General features: G+C 43.3%; 14 protein-coding genes. 8 read left to right on the top strand and 6 right to left on the bottom strand.

Going from position 1 to position 17,366, the window contains the following annotated elements; genetic code table 11:
* Positions 1 to 8: 8 nt before the first annotated feature.
* Positions 9 to 1,661 carry an MGH1-like glycoside hydrolase domain-containing protein gene (locus tag AC0VYE_RS23710; protein WP_475443081.1) on the top strand — a complete coding sequence of 551 codons (1,653 nt, stop codon included), beginning with the start codon at positions 9 to 11 and terminating at the stop codon, positions 1,659 to 1,661.
* Between the two features lie 84 nt (positions 1,662 to 1,745).
* Here the strand turns inward: AC0VYE_RS23710 and AC0VYE_RS23705 are convergent, their stop codons facing one another.
* Both AC0VYE_RS23705 and AC0VYE_RS23700 read right to left on the bottom strand, forming a co-directional pair.
* Complete coding sequence (locus AC0VYE_RS23705; protein ID WP_475449711.1) at positions 1,746 to 2,927, bottom strand: MFS transporter; 1,182 nt, start codon at positions 2,925 to 2,927, stop codon at positions 1,746 to 1,748.
* 1,380 nt (positions 2,928 to 4,307) lie between these two features.
* Entirely contained in the window at positions 4,308 to 4,961 is a 654-nt protein-coding gene (locus AC0VYE_RS23700) for a transcriptional regulator (protein WP_475443080.1), read from the bottom strand.
* Between the two features lie 348 nt (positions 4,962 to 5,309).
* Here AC0VYE_RS23700 and AC0VYE_RS23695 point away from each other — a divergent pair, with 348 nt between their 5' ends.
* Both AC0VYE_RS23695 and AC0VYE_RS23690 read left to right on the top strand, forming a co-directional pair.
* The gene (locus tag AC0VYE_RS23695) at positions 5,310 to 6,626 is read left to right on the top strand and encodes a phytoene desaturase family protein (protein ID WP_475443079.1); all 1,317 of its coding nucleotides are present in this window, start codon (positions 5,310 to 5,312) and stop codon (positions 6,624 to 6,626) included.
* Complete coding sequence (locus AC0VYE_RS23690) at positions 6,623 to 7,492, top strand: RNA polymerase sigma-70 factor (protein WP_475443078.1); 870 nt, start codon at positions 6,623 to 6,625, stop codon at positions 7,490 to 7,492. Before AC0VYE_RS23695 ends, AC0VYE_RS23690 begins: the two co-directional genes overlap by 4 nt.
* 61 nt (positions 7,493 to 7,553) lie before the next feature.
* Here the strand turns inward: AC0VYE_RS23690 and AC0VYE_RS23685 are convergent, their stop codons facing one another.
* Positions 7,554 to 8,084: a hypothetical protein gene (locus AC0VYE_RS23685; RefSeq protein WP_475443077.1), complete on the bottom strand. Its 531-nt coding sequence runs from the start codon at positions 8,082 to 8,084 to the stop codon at positions 7,554 to 7,556.
* Positions 8,085 to 8,282: 198 nt separating this feature from the next.
* Here AC0VYE_RS23685 and AC0VYE_RS23680 point away from each other — a divergent pair, with 198 nt between their 5' ends.
* Entirely contained in the window at positions 8,283 to 9,398 is a 1,116-nt protein-coding gene (locus tag AC0VYE_RS23680; protein WP_475443076.1) for an NADH:flavin oxidoreductase, read from the top strand.
* 128 nt (positions 9,399 to 9,526) lie between these two features.
* On the opposite strand, the gene AC0VYE_RS23675 is transcribed toward AC0VYE_RS23680, so the two are convergent.
* Positions 9,527 to 10,894 (bottom strand): MFS transporter, encoded by a 1,368-nt coding sequence (locus tag AC0VYE_RS23675; RefSeq protein WP_475443075.1) that lies wholly within the window; start codon positions 10,892 to 10,894, stop codon positions 9,527 to 9,529.
* Positions 10,895 to 11,063: 169 nt separating this feature from the next.
* Between AC0VYE_RS23675 and AC0VYE_RS23670 the strand changes: the two genes are divergently transcribed.
* Positions 11,064 to 11,723 (top strand): helix-turn-helix transcriptional regulator, encoded by a 660-nt coding sequence (locus AC0VYE_RS23670; RefSeq protein ID WP_076270508.1) that lies wholly within the window; start codon positions 11,064 to 11,066, stop codon positions 11,721 to 11,723.
* A 114-nt stretch (positions 11,724 to 11,837) separates the two neighbouring features.
* Here the strand turns inward: AC0VYE_RS23670 and AC0VYE_RS23665 are convergent, their stop codons facing one another.
* Positions 11,838 to 12,425, bottom strand: coding sequence for an MBL fold metallo-hydrolase (locus AC0VYE_RS23665; protein WP_475449709.1), 588 nt, complete (start codon positions 12,423 to 12,425; stop codon positions 11,838 to 11,840).
* A gap of 445 nt (positions 12,426 to 12,870) precedes the next feature.
* Here AC0VYE_RS23665 and AC0VYE_RS23660 point away from each other — a divergent pair, with 445 nt between their 5' ends.
* The 3 genes from AC0VYE_RS23660 to AC0VYE_RS23650 all read left to right on the top strand — a co-directional run bounded on the left by AC0VYE_RS23660 (position 12,871) and on the right by AC0VYE_RS23650 (position 15,684).
* Positions 12,871 to 13,902: an ATP-binding cassette domain-containing protein gene (locus AC0VYE_RS23660; protein WP_475443074.1), complete on the top strand. Its 1,032-nt coding sequence runs from the start codon at positions 12,871 to 12,873 to the stop codon at positions 13,900 to 13,902.
* A complete protein-coding gene (locus tag AC0VYE_RS23655; protein WP_076270511.1) occupies positions 13,899 to 14,714 on the top strand; it encodes an ABC transporter permease in 816 nt (271 codons plus the stop codon). Before AC0VYE_RS23660 ends, AC0VYE_RS23655 begins: the two co-directional genes overlap by 4 nt.
* A 208-nt stretch (positions 14,715 to 14,922) precedes the next feature.
* Positions 14,923 to 15,684, top strand: coding sequence for an aminoglycoside phosphotransferase family protein (locus tag AC0VYE_RS23650; RefSeq protein ID WP_475443073.1), 762 nt, complete (start codon positions 14,923 to 14,925; stop codon positions 15,682 to 15,684).
* A gap of 75 nt (positions 15,685 to 15,759) precedes the next feature.
* Here AC0VYE_RS23650 and AC0VYE_RS23645 read toward each other — a convergent pair whose 3' ends face one another.
* Positions 15,760 to 17,220, bottom strand: coding sequence for an MFS transporter (locus AC0VYE_RS23645; protein ID WP_475443072.1), 1,461 nt, complete (start codon positions 17,218 to 17,220; stop codon positions 15,760 to 15,762).
* Positions 17,221 to 17,366 lie beyond the last annotated feature (146 nt).

Genomic DNA, 17,366 nt, shown 5'->3' with positions numbered 1-17,366 from the left:
CGATTAGGATGAGCGAATCATTGCTGAAGCAGCTTCGAGAGCTGTCTATAGATGAGAAGATTGGCGAGTTGAAGATTCCATCTCATAAAAATAGCCTTGAGGAATGGAAGCAATCCGGAATACGTTTTACTACACGTTCAGGCAAGCTTGAGCAGGTCTATTATGCAGCAGTGCGCAAACTGCTTGATTGTATTGTTCCAACGGGCGGCGAAGAGCCGATTTTGCAAGAAGGAGGAATCTATCTCGGCTGTTGGCTGGAAAGTACAGGAACGATTAATGCTGAGCTGCTTTCTCGCTTTATACCATCCGTATCGGATGCAACTTTCCGCTCGTTTGCCGTGCACCAGCGTGAGGATGGTTTGTTGCCCTATAAAGTAACGGAGCATGGTGCTGCATTTCGGCAGATTCAGCTCGTGACGCCGCTTGCACGCAGTATATGGAACCACTATAAGCTGAATCAAGCGGGGAAGCCGTTTTTGCAAACGATGTATACTGCGATGGCAAGCTACGATGAGTGGCTGGTTCAGTACCGAAATACCCGTGGAACAGGTTGTGTAGAGGCATTCAGTACTTTTGATACGGGGCATGATCTTTCACCGCGGTTCTGGCATGTCCCTGACACCCCTCATTTTAATGATGCGGCGCAAATGAATCCTGATTCTCCGATATTACCTTTTTTGGCGCCGGATTTAACCGCAAATGTGTATTGTCAACGTCTTTACATGGCTCGAATTGCAGAAGAGCTTGGGCTTCCTAGCAAGCAGCACTGGCTAGCGAAAGCCGAAGAGAGCTTAGAGAGCTTGTATCGTTATTGCTTTGATGAAGAGGATCATTTCTTCTATGATCGAGACCGAAACGACGAGCTTGTGCGAGTACAATCGGATGTGCTGCTGCGCGTAATGGCATGCGAAGTAGGGGATCAGGCTTTTTTTGATACGATGCTCAGACGTTATTTATTGAATACAAGCAAATTTTTTGCCAAATATCCATTTACTTCGATGGCTATGGACGATCCGCGCTTTGATCCGTTCTCTAGCTACAATAGCTGGGGAGGCGCATCGAACTTCCTTAGCTTGATTCGCGCACCTCATGCTTTCGAGCATCATGGACGTCACGTTGAACTCACTTGGGTGATGTACCCGATCTTAGCTTCATTTACCAAAGCAACCCGCTTTGCGCAGGCGGTTAGCCCATGGACGGGAGACGAGGGATTTACTGAGGCGTATTCTCCATCGATATTGTGCCTGTTGGATTATGTAGAGCGTTTATGCGGTATTTTGCCTAGACCAGACGGCGAACTATGGTTTACGGGACTTGTACCCTACAATATGGATCATGGAGAAGAGATTACTGGTGAGACAGGCTACAGCCGAATCGTGGATGGTGTTACCTATGAACTGTTAAATTTGCAGACGGGGTCGGAGTTGTATCGGAATGGAGAAAGCTTCATCCGTTTTCCAAGCGGCATTCGCGTGATTACCGATCGTGAGGGTCAATTGAAGGGGATCATTGGTATGAGTGTGCGTGAGATTCAGGGTGCAATGATTTATAATAATCAAGAGATTCCTTTTCATGTGAAAGGCAATGAGTATTTGGCCTATGAGAACGGCAAGTTTAGTGTGGAGCGTGCAATTGGCGTCGTAAATCCAACTTACCGTTAATTGCGGGGTTGAAAAGTGATTGTTGAGGTTCATTGTGCAACAAAGAACAAGCCTTGAACCCGATTGGGCTCAAGGCTTGTTTTGTTATTGAGGCAGCTGTGACAGACGACGTTCCCTTATCAGCACGATAGACATAATCGTTATTGAAATAGAGACTAGCGCAATTGGAATGACGAATATGGATGGATCGTACCCTTCGATAAATAATGGTAACAAATATCCGATTAATGATGCCGTTAGTGAAATGAAAACGTACAAGCTAGCGCCGAATCCGGTCCGGCCTGCGAACATGCGCTGCACATACCCCATCGCTACTCCGTACAAGATGGATACAAAAAAAGAATAAATCGGCTGAATGAGGAAAAAAACGATCAATGGCGAGTGCAAGGCATAAATCGTATAAGTAATAAGCGCCCCAAAGCCGCCGATTAAAATAATTATTTTGCTGCCGTATTTCGCCGCCCAATAACCGGCGATGGTCATGAACAACAGCTCGAATACGGCTTGGGAGCTCCAAATATATGCCATATATTCCGGCTTGCCGAACAACGTTTTTACAACAAGCGGCAAATACAATCCGCGAATGGCATCTGCGCATGCAAGCAGCAGTAGAGCGATTAGCATAATGAGGGAAAAAGGTTCGCTCGCCCCCATATTAGCTTGTTTTTTCTCTTCAGAGTGTTCCCGGTAGAACAACAGCAGGATAACGAGCATTGCGTAACCTGCAAAATTGCCCCATAATACACCTTGAAACGTAGCAATCAAATACAAATTCGCTCCTGCCAGCAAACCGCAAAAAAAACCAACACTGTACCCTGCGCGCAGCCAAATTTGTGCCATCTCCACAATATCCCCGGCAAGTCTAGCAAAATGATTCCGAGATATAGCGAACAATTGTCCCATAATGAGTCCGGACGGAGCGCTCACAACACACATGCCGATCAGTGCCTGGACATAACCTTCTGCGTTCATGTAAATGAACAAACCGACGAGACATAACAAAGCAGCGGCAATGACCAGTCTCTTTCTGCTGCGCAGCTTATCACTTAACAGTCCAACTGTAATCGTAGTTCCCATATTGAGCAGCAGCGACACAACGAAGATCGATACGACTTCATTCTTTGAAAGCCCGATGCTCTCACTTAAATAAATTGCATTCATCGGTGCTAGAATGCCCATGCCGATGCCATAACAAAATAAGGTGAAAAGCATCCTGCCTGCACCATCCACCTGCAAAAAACGTTTCATATCTGCGGCAATACGCATCTTCAACCTGCTCCATTCTCCTCATGATCTTGCCAAATTCTAACAAAGTGTAGCTCACTTTTCTCTTGTTGTCTAGAAGAAAACAGTGGCTTTATACAGACTCTGAACGAATAAGCTTGGCTGCGTTCTTATGGAGAATGAAGGCAAATGAAAACTCTGCAGCGTTTTTAGGATTAGCCGAATGAATGCAGACTCATTTTAAGTAACATTTTGGACTGAATGAAGTAGAAAAGTGTCAACATACAAGTCGTATTTCATCGGTCGGTCACTATTAAATGTGACCAAACACAATATGCTACGATTTACATATAGGAGAGATTATAGGATAGACGGAATGTATACGTGTTTATTTTGTCTAACGAACCGTAGCGTGCTTATATTATCGAAGACTGGGGTTATGTGTTTTTACGAATGATGAGCACCTGTCTAACGAACCGTACCATACTTATATTGGAGAAAACTAAGGATTATTTGTTTTAACGAAAGGCGGCACCTGTCTAACGAACCGTACTATGCTTATACTGGAGAAAACTAAGGTTTTTTTATTTTAACGAACTCCATTGGCGTTATCGACCCATATTCAGCGCAAAATGAGCTGTTTTACTCGAAATAACGATTGTGATGTTCGTAAGAACAATAAGTTGATACATTATTAGCAAATAAGCGTTACTGGATTCGTTAGCTGGATGTCCCCTAAAGTTGATTTCGGCTGAGTACAGTAAGAAGTTGGGTATACAAGTTACAGAGTTCTTAAGTAGCTAATCTAATGACGTTGATTGCTGCTGAATATGAGAACAGTATGTAACTGAAATTGACTAGATTATGGAGGATTCACATCGCATACTCTGCTGTAATTCATAGGTTGATTACCATTCCCTCTGTAATTACATGCCGAGTAAACGATGTAACCTTTTTAGTAAAGGGGCGAACACCTAGCTTCACCCCCTCTATATAAGATTGAAGAGTAAACGAATTGTATCCATCAGATCTTTCTAACGAACCGTAGTGCGCTTATGTTGGAGAAAACTACATCTTTTTTATTTTAACGAACCCTATTGGTGTTATCGCATCATATTCAGCGCGAAATGAGCTGTTTTACTCGAAATAACGAATGTGAGGTTCGTAAGAAAAATAAATCGTTACATTTTGAGCAAATAAGCGTTACTGGGTTCGTTAGCCAAATGCCGGATATCGTTGATTGCTGCTGATCACAATCAATAGCCTGTGATAAGAGTTACTGGGTTCATTAGCCATTTGTCTGATATCGTTGATTGCTGCTGACCACAGTTAATAGCCTGGGTTAAGAGTTCCTGGGTTCGTTAGCCATTTTTCTGATATCGTTGATTGCCGCTGACCACAGTCAATAGCTGAGGATAAGAGTTACTGGGTTCGTAAGCCGTATGTTCGATAACGTTGATTGCCGCTGACTACAGTTAATAGCTGGAGATCGACTAGCATGTGAAGAATTCGCCGTGCATGCTGGTCAGTTATTGCTAGATGGGATCCGAGTTCCGATGGTGAAAATGGACGAAATAGTCGCCTTGCATAACGGAATGTTTCTGCTTCTAGCCAAGTCAAATCACAAGGAGCATCCATAGCGATAAACTTCCCAATAAAAGAAAGAACGAGCTGCTCGCAGCGCTTCGGTTCATCGATAATGGATAAATAGGCAATCGGTAAAAATACCCAATCATCAAGTGCTAATAAACAATGCCGCCAACATAAGTCCTTAAACCGCCTCACATCCAAGTCTCTTGCGTGAGGTCCATAACCTTGTATTTCAATCCCTCCCTTAACATCACCGCTGGGCATATAAGCTAGATCCAGATAACGAAATCCATTGTTGAAATCACGAACTTCCCATTCAGGATAAAGATGGTTGAAATTTTTTACAGCAGGAAACCAAACGGAACGTAAAAATTCAAGAGTGCCATGGCCAAGTCCTTTCTCGAGTAATTCCCGTCTTCTATGATTTTGTTCTTGGGCAATGGCTAAATGCATCCATTCCTCATAAGCTTGTTCAAATCTTGACATCGCAGTTTTCATCCTCTCAATCAGTGGTGGTAAAAACGAAAAAGCCGCTTCAACACATATGCACCCATAAAAGGGCATAATGTGCCAAAGCGGCGTGTGCTTCACGACCGACGTTATATTGATAGTATAACGATAATGAAAATGATTTCAATAATCTTTTTTTGCCTGAGCGAGTTTAACCGACAACTTGCCTCTTACCCAACAAACCAACGTTAAATTATCCAAAGAAAAGTGGGAGGATCGTAGTATTCTCATTTTAAGCACTGATCAGGGCAGAAAAATGAATACTTTTCTGTAACAAAACACCTTTGTTATTTGTCATATAAGCAAAAACATGAGGTGATCATTATGAATGAGCTCAAAACAGCCTATGACGCTGTCATTATTGGCGGCGGTTTGTCTGGTCTGACAGCTTCTATTTATTTGGCTAAAGCAGGATTACGCGTGCTGCTAGTCGAAAAGTCCAGTCGATTGGGCGGGCGAGCATTAACGGTGAAAAAGAAAGGAGCTTATCTCAACCTGGGTGTGCATGCTTTCTATCAGGATGGGGTAGGCGAGGAAGTGCTAAAAGAGCTTGATGTTAAGCTAAAAGGTGCCAATCCACCACCATCAGTGGCCGCAATATGGAACAATAAAGTGTTTCCTTTGCCAACTGGACCCGTTCAATTGATGACATCTAAATTGTTCTCGTTTACTGGGAAAATAGAGCTTGCACGGTTTATGATGAAATTAGCTAAAATCGATACAACGAAACTCGAAAGGGTAACATTCCGAGAATGGGCTGAAAAGGAAGTTCAAGATCCGATGATTAGGCATGTTATTTATTCGATTTGTCGGATGAACACCTTTGTACCGCACCCAGAGCTGCTAATAGCCTCAATCGCTGTGAAGCAATTGCAGCGGACGTTTGGCGGAAAGGCATTTTATATTGAAAAGGGGTGGGCAAATCTTGTAGATGCGCTAAAGCAAAAAGCAGAGCAAGCCTCGGTTACGATTGTGACTGGTCGTTCAGTAGTTGGAATTGTACCAGACAAAGAGGGTTTGCGAGTCAGTTTTACGGATGGTGAGTCATTGGTGATTTCGTCTGTCATCGTGGCCGCTGGTCTAGGAGATGCATGCAAGCTTGTAAAGGACGCTAATCAGAACCTGCTTTCTAATTGGAAGGAGCAAGCGCATACGATAAAAGCGGCTTGTTTGGATCTTGTATTGCATCGTCTACCGAATCCAAGCGCGTCCTTCATCGCTGGCTTCTGGTTGGATGCTCCTATTTTTTATAACAACCCAACCTCCGTTGCGAGCCATAACGACGATGGGGATTCTGTCGTCATTCATATGATTAAGCAGCTTGGAGAAAATACGAGCTATCCCAAAGAGGATGAACAGCACTTGGAGCAAGCGCTAGATCTTATGCAGCCGGGATGGCGCGAAGTAGAAGCTGCCCGTCAGTTTTTACCGAATATAACGGTTGCTCATGATTTTGCTTCTATTGATAAGAATGGCATTTATCCAGGGCCGGAAGTTCCGGAAATCCCAGGTCTTTATGTTGCAGGAGATTGGACCGGTCATGTTGGAGAAACTTTGGTAGATGCTGTGCTTGCTGGCGCTAGAAGAGCCGCACAAGCCGTAATTAAACAACATAAAGGTATGAATGGGAGTGACATGTGAATACGGAACAGCTTTATGTTGAATTGAAGCCGTTATTATTTTCGCTCGCTTATCAAATGATGGGCAGTGTCGCGGATGCGGAGGATATTGTTCAGGACGCGTTTATCTCTTTGCATGAAGATCAGTCTGATCATATTCAGTTTATTAAAGCGTATATGTGCAAAGTAGTTACGAATAAATGCCTGAATAAGTTGAATTCGACAAGCAGGCAGCGGGAATTGTATGTGGGGCCATGGCTGCCAGAGCCTCTCGTTACGAGTGGTGTTAACTCAAACGATCCGCTCCAACTATACATTTCGAAGGAAATGTTGTCTACCGCATACTTGCTGTTATTGCAGCAGCTGACCGCCGTAGAGCGTGTTGTTTTTCTACTAAGAGAGTTATTTCATTATCCATTTCAAGATATTGCCGCTATTCTCGATAAGAGCAGCGGAAACTGTAGGCAAATTTTTTATAGGGCAAAAAAAAGCATAGGGTCCTCTTCCAGCAGTAAATTGGCTCCGCAGGAGATTGCTAGTCCTATGATGGAGGAATTCGTAAACGCGATCATTTCTGGCAATATCAATCGCATGCTGGCGATTCTTTCCACGGAAACAGTATTGTATACGGATGGAGGCGGCAAAACAAATGCGGCTCTGCGTCCGATTGTTGGGCAAAATCTTATTATCCGTTATTTTACGGCGATTAGGCCGGAAGTTCCTTCAGATTTCACTTGTGATGTTGTTGAACTAAATGGAAATAGCGGCATTGTGATTAAGTCTGGTCAGCTTACGTTTTCGGTTATTACCTTCCATATCAAAGACAACGTCATTTCGGACATTTATATCGTCATGAATCCAGAGAAGCTGCGCCATTTTAATAAATAGAAAATAAATAAAAAAAACAACCATAACAGCAGAGATGCAGTTATGGTTGTTTTGGCTCGTATTAGACCAAGAAATATCGAATCAAGCCTAAAAGTGCGAAGCAAAATAAAACGGTACCAGAACCAATACCTGTAATTGCGCTATGGGCTACCTTAAGCTTTGGAGATATGAATAACGTACTGATGGAAACGGCAACCAACAACGCAGCAAGTACATATAAGCTGGGATCATTGAAAACATGTTTCAAACTAATAAAATGAATACCAACAATAAAGGCAATCCAAGGGGAAACGTATTTGCTGCGTTTTGTTTTTATAAATACAAAAGCACCCGCACCAGCCAAAATAATCTCAGTATATACCGAAATCAAATAGTTTTTGAAAGATGATTGATTAGACAAAGCGGAGGGTGCGTCCCAGTTCGTTATACTTAGGTAGACGCCTGCCAAGCATACTAGAAGTGCAATGCCAGAAGCTATGCCAATGTATTTGCGCCAACTCGCTCTAGGATTTTCTTGTGCCCAGCCAAACCAACTGAAACTAAACATGCCAAATATAGCTGCATACATAGTGTAATCTCGAAGATAATCCATACAAACCCTCCTGTTGGACAACTGTTTTATTTGGATTCCTTTTCCATTATACCATCAGAGGGCTATTTTAGATTAAAAGGTTTTCGGTTTTATAGCATTGAAAATAAGTAAAGTGCTGGGAATACACGGTAATTCATGATAGTATCTATAGTACACAAACCTAATTAAACTCAAATCCAATATATAGGAGGAATGTACATGTCTAATACCACAAATGAAACATCGGTTGAAGCTTTATTTAAGCCCTTTGTCTCCAAAAATTTGCAGGTTGCCAATCGTATTGTAATGGCGCCAATGACAAGAGGATACTCCCCAAATGGAGTTCCAGGGGCTGATGTTGCGGCTTATTATCGTCGGCGGGCGGAGAATGGCGTTGGTCTTATCGTTACTGAAGGAACCGTAATCGATCATAAGGCTGCTGCTGCAAGTCCGAATTGGCCTCACTTTCATGGAGAGGCTGCGCTGAGCGGCTGGTCCAACGTGGTAAAAGAAGTACATGAAGCCGGCGGTAAAATTATTCCGCAGCTATGGCATGTTGGGTTAACGCGCAAAATTGGCGACCTCCCCAATAACGAAGCATTGCCAATTGGTCCTTCGGGACTTAATCTATCAGGTGAGAAAATAACAGAGCCTCTAACGGAGAAAGAGATTGGGGATGTTATCGCAGCTTACGCACAGTCAGCGGCAGATGCAGCACGAATCGGCTTTGATGGTATTGAGCTTCATGGCGCGCATGGTTATTTGATCGATCAGTTCTTCTGGGACCAAACCAATAAACGGACTGATCGTTATGGCGGTGATTTTGCAGCGAGGACACGTTTCGCCGTTGAAATAGTTGAGGCTTGCCGTCGTGCAGTCGGAAAAGATTTTCCAATCGTATTCCGATTCTCACAATGGAAGGCAGGTCATTATGATGCCAAATTGGCGGAAACACCTCAGCAGCTTTTGCAATTTTTGACGCCGCTTGCTGATGCGGGAGTGGATGTCTTCCATTGTTCAACGCGGCGATATTGGGAGCCGGAGTTCAAGGATTCTCATCTAAATCTGGCAGGATGGACGAAGAAGCTGACAGGAAAACCAACGATAACTGTAGGCTCAGTTGGGCTGGACAATGAATTTAGAAGCAGCAGCGGGGACGCAGCGAAGCCGGCCATTCTGAACAGCTTAATTGAAAGACTGGAAATGGAAGAGTTTGATCTGGTAGCCATAGGCCGTGCACTGCTTGCTGATCCAGAATGGGCAGCCAAAATACGCGACAATCGAACAGATGAGCTGCTGAGCTATGACGCAGGCGCTACAAAAACTTTATATTAATGTCGTACACGATAGAAGAGGAGCCTGCAATTAGGCTCCTCGTCTTCTTTATGAACTAACTGACAGAGTAACTCACTCATTCATTCGCTTGAGATAATCTCTCCTCCTCCAGATCCTCTCATCGCGTTTTATCCTGCCATTGGTTTCTTAGAAGAAATACGAATACTTGCAAATAAACTCATTAGTATTAACAAAAGATTAAATCCCATCGTTACAATCAATCCCGATTGCAACGTCATTCCGGCAGCCTGACTAACGACAAGGATAGCGCCGCCTATACCGATGACCACACCCGGTGTGAAAGAATCTGCAAATTGCAGATTAGCGGACGTCTCGCCAGCTCCGTCATCACTAGTATGGGCAAATGCAACCGCACCGCTCGTTGGATGGGATAATCCCATTCCAATTCCTGCGATGATTTGCCCTATTACAGCCAAGGCAACCGTTACGTTTGGAATCCAAACGACTAAAGCAAAACCTAATGTGAGCAGCAGCACGCCTAAAATAATTCTTCTGTTGCGCCCGCGGCCTTGGTCTGCTGTATCCCAGCGCCCTTGCAAATAAGCAAAGAGACACCAGCTGAGTGCTGCGCTGGCAACAATTAATCCGGCATGAGCGGGATTAATGCCTTTGATATCAATTAGAGCTAACACAAGAAAATTTTGTGTACTGACATATGCGGCGAAGAAAAGTCCACGCGTTGCTAGAATAGCCGGCATTCCTCTTCGGAATAGTAGTGTGCCCGTAGGCAGCAGCTTGCGCAGTGGATATGACATGACGGCTAAGCCGGCAATGCTTAATACAGCTCCTGTAATTTTGGGCAGCATGCCAAGTCCAACGAGGAAAATACCAGTACCTATCGTTAAAAATAAAGCCATCCACGTAGCGGCGGCACCATTTCCCTCCCTTGTACCTTGTACCTTCAATTTTCTAAAAGCCGGCAAGCTAAGAATGGCTGACAAAACAATAATCGGCAATATGCCCCAGAACACAAATCGCCAAGACCACTGTTCTGCAATCAAACCGGCAACGAATGGACCGAGCATAGACGGAAGGACGTAGGCTGTACCGAATGCACCGAGTATTTTGGAACGCAATTCATCGGGATAGCTTAAGGATATAGCGGTGTATACGCAAGTCATCATCGCACCAGCACCAAGGCCTTGCAGCGCTCGCGCCGCAATCATAACGAACATATCGCTGGCAGCAGCTGCAGCAATCAGACCCGCTATAAACAAAACAAGTGCAATCGTAAACGGTGCTGCTGGCCCTTTTTTATCAATAATACGACCGACAACCAGGGTGCCAACAATCTGAGCAAGCAGATAAGTGCTGAATATCCAGCCAAAGAGATGAATGCCATTCAAATCACCGGCGATGGAAGGAGCGATCGTAGTTACGGCTAAGCCCTCAAATCCTACTGCCATCACTGACAAAATAATTCCTATCGATAGTGCAAAGTAACGCGGACTGAAAATGCTTTGATGATTCGGCATTGCCTTTAACCTCCAACAAAATTTTTTATGTATACGCCATATCCGGATACTTAGTAAACATATTTCATTATAAAGTTCAGGCTACCGTTCGGCTTTGACTTTGTCAACATTTTTATTTAAAATGTAGAGAGTGATATAGAGTCAGTTGCCTCAAAAGGAGGTCCCTATAATGAGTGGAAGTCAAACGAACAAAGATTCCTCAACAAAGACGCGAAGAGGAATTATTAATCTGCTGAAGCAGCAGGGTGGTATGGATGTTATGGCATTAGCCTCAGAGTTTCTATTATCTGGAATGGCTATTCGCCAGCATTTAAATGCGCTGAAAGAAGAAGGATTAGTTACGTATGAAGAAGAAGCTCGTCCGATGGGACGACCGGCTAAGCTGTGGAGATTGACGCCTGAAGCTGATCGATTTTTTCCAAGCGGGTATTCAGAATTGTCAGTTAGTCTGCTTCAATCTATGAGAGAGGCTTTCGGAATCGAGGGACTGGATAAGCTGCTGGCGGTTCGAAATAAAAATATGCTGGAGCAATATCTTTTCCAACTTGGCGGGGAACCTCATCTAATTGGAAAACTGGAGAAACTGGCTGATATTCGCACAAAAGAAGGTTATATGGCTGAGATCAAGGATCTAGGCGATGGAAGCCTGTTGTTTATAGAGAAGCATTGTCCGATCTGTGAAGCTGCTGCTGCTTGTGCCGGGTTATGTAAAAATGAGTTAAGCCTCTTTCAATCCGTGCTAGGCAGTGAAGTTCAGATCGAACGCGTAGAGCATATTTTGTCAGGCGGAAGAAACTGTGTTTATAAGGTTATGGAACAAAATAGTTAGATGTAAAGTACTTTGAATCCTTTACTAGGCGGTAGGTTTTATATAAATTGACATATTGAAGGCTGCCGAGAGTTTCTCGACAGCCTAATTACGCCAGAGGCAAATGATTTTTATTTAAAAAGTGATGGATTCACCATCAATGGGTATTAAAATATGTTTTGAAAGTTCCTTTTCATCAAGGAATGCTTGTAATTCTCTTCGAGTTAATAAGCAGTGATTGAGTGCTTCCATATGTGAAACGATAATGGTCGATTGCGGAGCTGCCATATAGGTTTGATAAATGTCTTCTTTTGTCATAATGATCGGATCGCCTTGAAGAAATTGTGCAGCCCCTCCATTTACAATGATGACGTCAGGATGATGCAGTCTGATGCTGTCTTCAACATCGTTGCACCATATCGTATCTCCTGCAAGATAAAGCGTTTTTTCATCCGGATGGTTAAAGACAACGCCAGAAACCTCGCCCATCATCTTTCCAATTTCACCAATGCCATGTTTTCCGTTTGTTCTAGTTAAGCTAATGCCTTCTATATACGAAATACGATCTATCGATTGTACATTTTGAAAACCTGCTTTTCGGATGACTGCGACATCATCTTCAGACTGTGCAATAATAGGAATAGTTTTCGGCAATGCTTCAATCGCCGCGTCGTCAAAATGATCAGGATGTAAATGAGTGACAATAACGACATCTGCATCTATGATCTCTTCGATTGCATAACTAAAATCAAGTGTTTATCGATATAACTTGATTTATGAAAGAGGTTGTTATTTTGTTAGATTCTACGGACAAGAGGATTGAGCTGCTTTTCTTACGTTTAGAATTATAAGAAATATAATGAAAAGCTTTGAAATACTCTGATCGTATCACAGCCTTAAGTTTATGACATAACTCTAAAACAGCCCCTGTTTCAAATCGACGGTCAGTAAGAAAGTCCGTATTTCCTGCAATCGGCAGAGAAATAGGGGCTTTTTTTGGTGATCTGCTTTTAAGTGGGATGTTTTATTTCTGTGGATTTAAGGTCAGGGATAGAATTTTAGCGCTCGATAAAACGTAAGATTTAAACTGCAGATTTTTTTTGTTTAAATTCAGTTTACAAAGGTACGTTACCATCACGTTATCAACAGTTGTATAGGAGGAATTACAATGGTTCATGTAAATAACAAGAAAATAGAGCCAAACCACGGTGACTGGGCTGTCGAAGCGAACGGACTCGTAAAAACTTTTGGTGAAAATCGGGCTGTGGATGGCGTGAATATGAATGTACGCGCGGGTTCAATTTACGGTGTGCTTGGTCCGAATGGAGCAGGCAAGACCACAACGATTAGTATGCTCGCAACCTTGCTTCGTCCAGACGCAGGCTCGGCGCGAATCTTCGGGCACGATGTAGTAAAGGAATCGCAGATTGTTCGTCAATTAATTGGGGTAACCGGCCAGTACGCATCGGTTGATGAATCACTAAGCGCTACAGAAAACCTGGTTATCTTCTCTAGGCTGCTAGGGCTTGGGCGTTCAGAAGCGAAGCGTAAAGCAGATGAATTGCTTGAGGAGTTTGGTTTGACGGAAGCGGCGAAGCGGCCTTTGAAAAACTTTTCCGGAGGTATGCGCCGCCGCTTGGATTTGGCGGCTAGTCTTATTGCACAGCCGCCGCTTATCTTCTTGGATGAGCCGACTACAGGGCTTGACCCGCGTACGCGTGCTCAGATGTGGGATACGATTCGCCGGTTGGTAAAGACGGGGTCGACCGTGCTGTTAACGACACAGTACCTCGATGAGGCGGATCAATTGGCTGATAGAATCGCAGTTATCGATCGCGGTCGGGTAGTGGCAGAGGGCACGGTGGATGAACTGAAAGCTTCAGTAGGTACCTCCTCATTGCAATTGAGAGTAGTAAACCCGCTGGACATCGAAGCAGCTCGTCAAACGGTTGAACATGTGCTGAAAACACAATCAATTGTGTTATATGAAGCCGGAATGATTACGGCCCCTATGGCGGATGCCGATTTGGTCACAGATCTGCTTATCGCACTGCGTGAGAGAGGGATTCATTTGGCAGAAATGAGCGTACAAAAACCGACCCTAGATGAGGTGTTCCTCACAATCACAGGTCATGGTGTTAAAGAGGACACTGCACAAGCGTCCGATGTATCCAATAAAGCGGAGGCGGTAAAAGTATGAAAAGCACTTCCATACAATCAGGATTTGATCGTGAGCTGAAAAACCACACGAGCTTTGGTCAAACCATTCGTAATTCATTAACGATGGCTTATCGCGGCCTGCTTAAAATTCGGCGTACACCCGAGCAATTGTTTGATGTTACACTTCAGCCAATCATCTTTACTTTAATGTTTACCTATATTTTTGGCGGTGCCATCTCAGGCGACGTAATCAGTTATTTGCCCGTCATCATTCCCGGCATTCTCGTACAGACTGTAATTACGACCTCAGTCGTTACTGGCGTTCAATTGCGCGAGGACATGGACAAAGGTGTATTTGATCGATTCAAGTCATTGCCCATCTCACGAATTGCTCCGTTAGCTGGAGCTTTGCTTGCAGACACCATTAGGTATACGATTGCTACTGTACTCACTTTAACTATGGGATACATTATGGGCTATCGTCCTGATGGAGGCCTCGATCATGTGGCCATCGCTGCTCTACTTGTCATCTTCTGTTCTTGGTCAATCAGCTGGATCTTCGCTTTCTTCGGCGTCATTGCCCGTACTGCCTCAAGCGTACAAGGGATATCGATGATTGTGCTGTTTCCGCTGACGTTTCTTTCCAATGCCTTTGTACCGGTTGATACAATGCCGAAATGGCTTCAATGGTTTGTCAACATCAATCCGGTCTCGCATCTTGTGAGTGCCGTTCGTGATTTGACCAACTCTGGAACGGTAGGCTGGGATTTGGCTATTTCTCTGATCGGAGCAATTGTGATCGTAGCGATCTTTGCACCGATTACGGTTCGTGCCTATATGCGCCGGACATAATGAACAGCGTGGAGTTCATTTGATGCTAGCGCCAAGCTCCACCAATCACTTTAATCAAAACGGCAGAAATGCCGTTTTTTTGTTTTATTTTTTTATAGTGAGCTCTAGTGAAGTCCACGAATTTCCATAATATGCTATGATCATTGGTAGAAAAGTATAGAGGATATCATGAAACGAATCAGCCATTTGGAAAGGAAAGATGACATCAATGAAATATGGGAAATTAATCGGTGAAGGCAATACCGCATCGGTATATGAATGGGAAGAAGGTACAGTGCTTAAGCTTTTCGTTCACGGTTATCCAAAAAGTGATGTAGAAATAGAGTTTAGAAACGCACAAGCCATTAATGAAATGAACTTCGCAAAACCAAAGGCATATGAAATGATTAGTTGTGAAGAGCGTATGGGTATTATTTATGACAAAGTGGAGGGCGAATCACTGCTCGATTGGGTTTTGAAAACAGGTGATCTTCATGGATGCGCGGAACATATGTCCAAGCTTCATAAGTCGATTTTAGAGAACAGAGTTAGCACTAGCGATGTGCCGGATTACAAATCATTTTTAAAATACAATATAACAAATGCGTCATCGGCTAATGGAGTGGAACAAGAAGGTGTATTGCAAAAATGGAGTGAATTGAAGGATGGAGACATACTTTGTCATGGTGATTTTCATCCAGGCAATATTTTATTATCCAATGGCCAGACCAAAGTTATCGATTTCATGAATGTGTGCCACGGACATTTTTTATATGATGTTGCAAGAACTGTATTTTTGGTGGAGTATACACCCGTGCCTGAAGGTACAGAGGATATAAAAGTGGTTAGGGGATTAAAGAGAACATTGGCAGATTTGTATCTTGTCCTAATGGAGGTTACCCGTGAAATGATACAAGACTATTTATCGGTAATCATTGCGGCTAGAGTTGGAGAATGTCCTGACGAACCCCGCTGGAGAGAACAGCAGTAAATGGCGGCTAAAGTGGAGAAAGAAAAAGACAGCCTCCAGTTGAATGGAAGGCTGTCTTTTTTTTGCAGCTATGCACTAGTGATTGAAGGCTTGCTCTTTTTGCTTGTTCAAGGCGATGAAAACAGTAAATAACAGAAGGATGATTCCAGTAAAGATGAACCCTTCGATAATGTTGAAAGGAAGCCATCCCAGAACGGATGAGCCTGCAACAACACCAAGAGAGAAGAAGGCATAGAAATATCCATAAGCTTTCCCGCGAAGCTCAGCTGGCGTAGCTCTAATGAGCATCGTATTGATGGATGGGAACAAGAAAGCAAAGCCGATACCATATAGTCCTAAAACAAAATAAAGTCCTAATGTCGTTGATGATTGGCTAATAAGCAGCTGACTTAATCCCATTAAACCCATGCCTAATGCCATCGTTCTTGATGGGGAAACGCGATCGAATATACGGTTTGTAGGAAGTACAAACATGAGAACGGCAATGATCCCGAAAGTGCTCATTAGCGTACCGCTTAATTTGGAATCATATCCAAGCGTTTGAACATGCAGCGGCAACAAATATGCGATTACACCTTGAGAGAACATTAAGAAAAAGGCACCGCCATAAGCTTTTACAACACCTGCATTAAAGAATGAGCCTGCTGCTTGTTCGACCGTTTTTTCTTTTTCTTTCTTTAATGGTTTGTACTTGCTTAGAAAAATAGCAGACAAAATGGCGAGTGCAAACCCTAATACAGCCACACAAGTAAAAACGAAGGGTACGGAAGTTTTGCTTGCCATAATTCCGCTGAAAGCAGGTCCAATAATGGCGGCTAATCCAACAAAGGTACCTGTGAAGGCAACTTTTTTCCCTTGCTCATTATTTATCGTAGTATTTGCAGAGAAAGTAAACGCAGCTGGAACAATTAAGCCGGCCACAAAACCATGAATGATTCGTACGATTATTAATACGACTGGAGAGTCAACAAATTGATATAACAGCAGTGCGCTGCTTGTCAGAAGCAAACCGATCATTAGTATTTTGAACGGCCCTACCTTATCCGTCATAATACCAGACAATATGTTGCCAAACGTATTGGTTAACGAATAAAGCCCAACAACAATGCCTACAATAAACGAGCTTGCACCAACGGAAGCGGCAAAAGTACTCATAACCGGCAGCTGTGCAAATAAATCTATAAAAGAGAAAAACACGATACTGTACACTAATATGGCATAGTTAAAAGGCTTTACGCTATATTTGGCTTGTGCCTTCTTAAGCTGCCAATCGAGCAAAAAGTTGCCTAATGGCACAAAAGCCGCAATTACTGCTGCTGCAGGCCAAAGCAAACTCCACTTCACTCGAATAGCTGCATAAAGTATCGCTACAGCATATAAACTGAAAATCCCCCCGTGAATACTTCCCATAAGCGTCACGGCTTGCTCTATTCCCCATATATATTTCAAGGGCATAGCGATACATAGTAATAAAAGCAATGAAATACCATCTAAAAAACCTGTGATTCGTAAAATGTGAATTGGATGTCCTCGCACTTTTCATGCTCCTAATATAGATTGAATTGATCTCTCTATTCTAACATTTAATTAGGCGATAAAAACAGAACGAGGCAGATGGAAAGTGAAGGTTCAGCAACAAATATGAGATCAACGATATATTTCTGGAAGTTGTCGTCAGAAAT

Source organism: Pristimantibacillus sp. Z349TD_6, assembly GCF_056173205.1.
Note: the sequence above shows the minus strand (reverse complement) of the source record. Positions and strands in the feature narration are given on the sequence as shown.

What these genes read in the sequence shown, in the direction of transcription:
- AC0VYE_RS23710 (WP_475443081.1), top strand. Translation starts at nt 9, where the DNA reads ATGAGCGAATCATTGCTGAAGCAGCTTCGAGAGCTGTCTATAGATGAG.
- AC0VYE_RS23705 (WP_475449711.1), bottom strand. Translation starts at nt 2,927, where the DNA reads ATGCGTATTGCCGCAGATATGAAACGTTTTTTGCAGGTGGATGGTGCA.
- AC0VYE_RS23700 (WP_475443080.1), bottom strand. Translation starts at nt 4,961, where the DNA reads ATGTCAAGATTTGAACAAGCTTATGAGGAATGGATGCATTTAGCCATT.
- AC0VYE_RS23695 (WP_475443079.1), top strand. Translation starts at nt 5,310, where the DNA reads ATGAATGAGCTCAAAACAGCCTATGACGCTGTCATTATTGGCGGCGGT.
- AC0VYE_RS23685 (WP_475443077.1), bottom strand. Translation starts at nt 8,084, where the DNA reads ATGGATTATCTTCGAGATTACACTATGTATGCAGCTATATTTGGCATG.
- AC0VYE_RS23680 (WP_475443076.1), top strand. Translation starts at nt 8,283, where the DNA reads ATGTCTAATACCACAAATGAAACATCGGTTGAAGCTTTATTTAAGCCC.
- AC0VYE_RS23675 (WP_475443075.1), bottom strand. Translation starts at nt 10,894, where the DNA reads ATGCCGAATCATCAAAGCATTTTCAGTCCGCGTTACTTTGCACTATCG.
- AC0VYE_RS23670 (WP_076270508.1), top strand. Translation starts at nt 11,064, where the DNA reads ATGAGTGGAAGTCAAACGAACAAAGATTCCTCAACAAAGACGCGAAGA.
- AC0VYE_RS23660 (WP_475443074.1), top strand. Translation starts at nt 12,871, where the DNA reads ATGGTTCATGTAAATAACAAGAAAATAGAGCCAAACCACGGTGACTGG.
- AC0VYE_RS23655 (WP_076270511.1), top strand. Translation starts at nt 13,899, where the DNA reads ATGAAAAGCACTTCCATACAATCAGGATTTGATCGTGAGCTGAAAAAC.
- AC0VYE_RS23650 (WP_475443073.1), top strand. Translation starts at nt 14,923, where the DNA reads ATGAAATATGGGAAATTAATCGGTGAAGGCAATACCGCATCGGTATAT.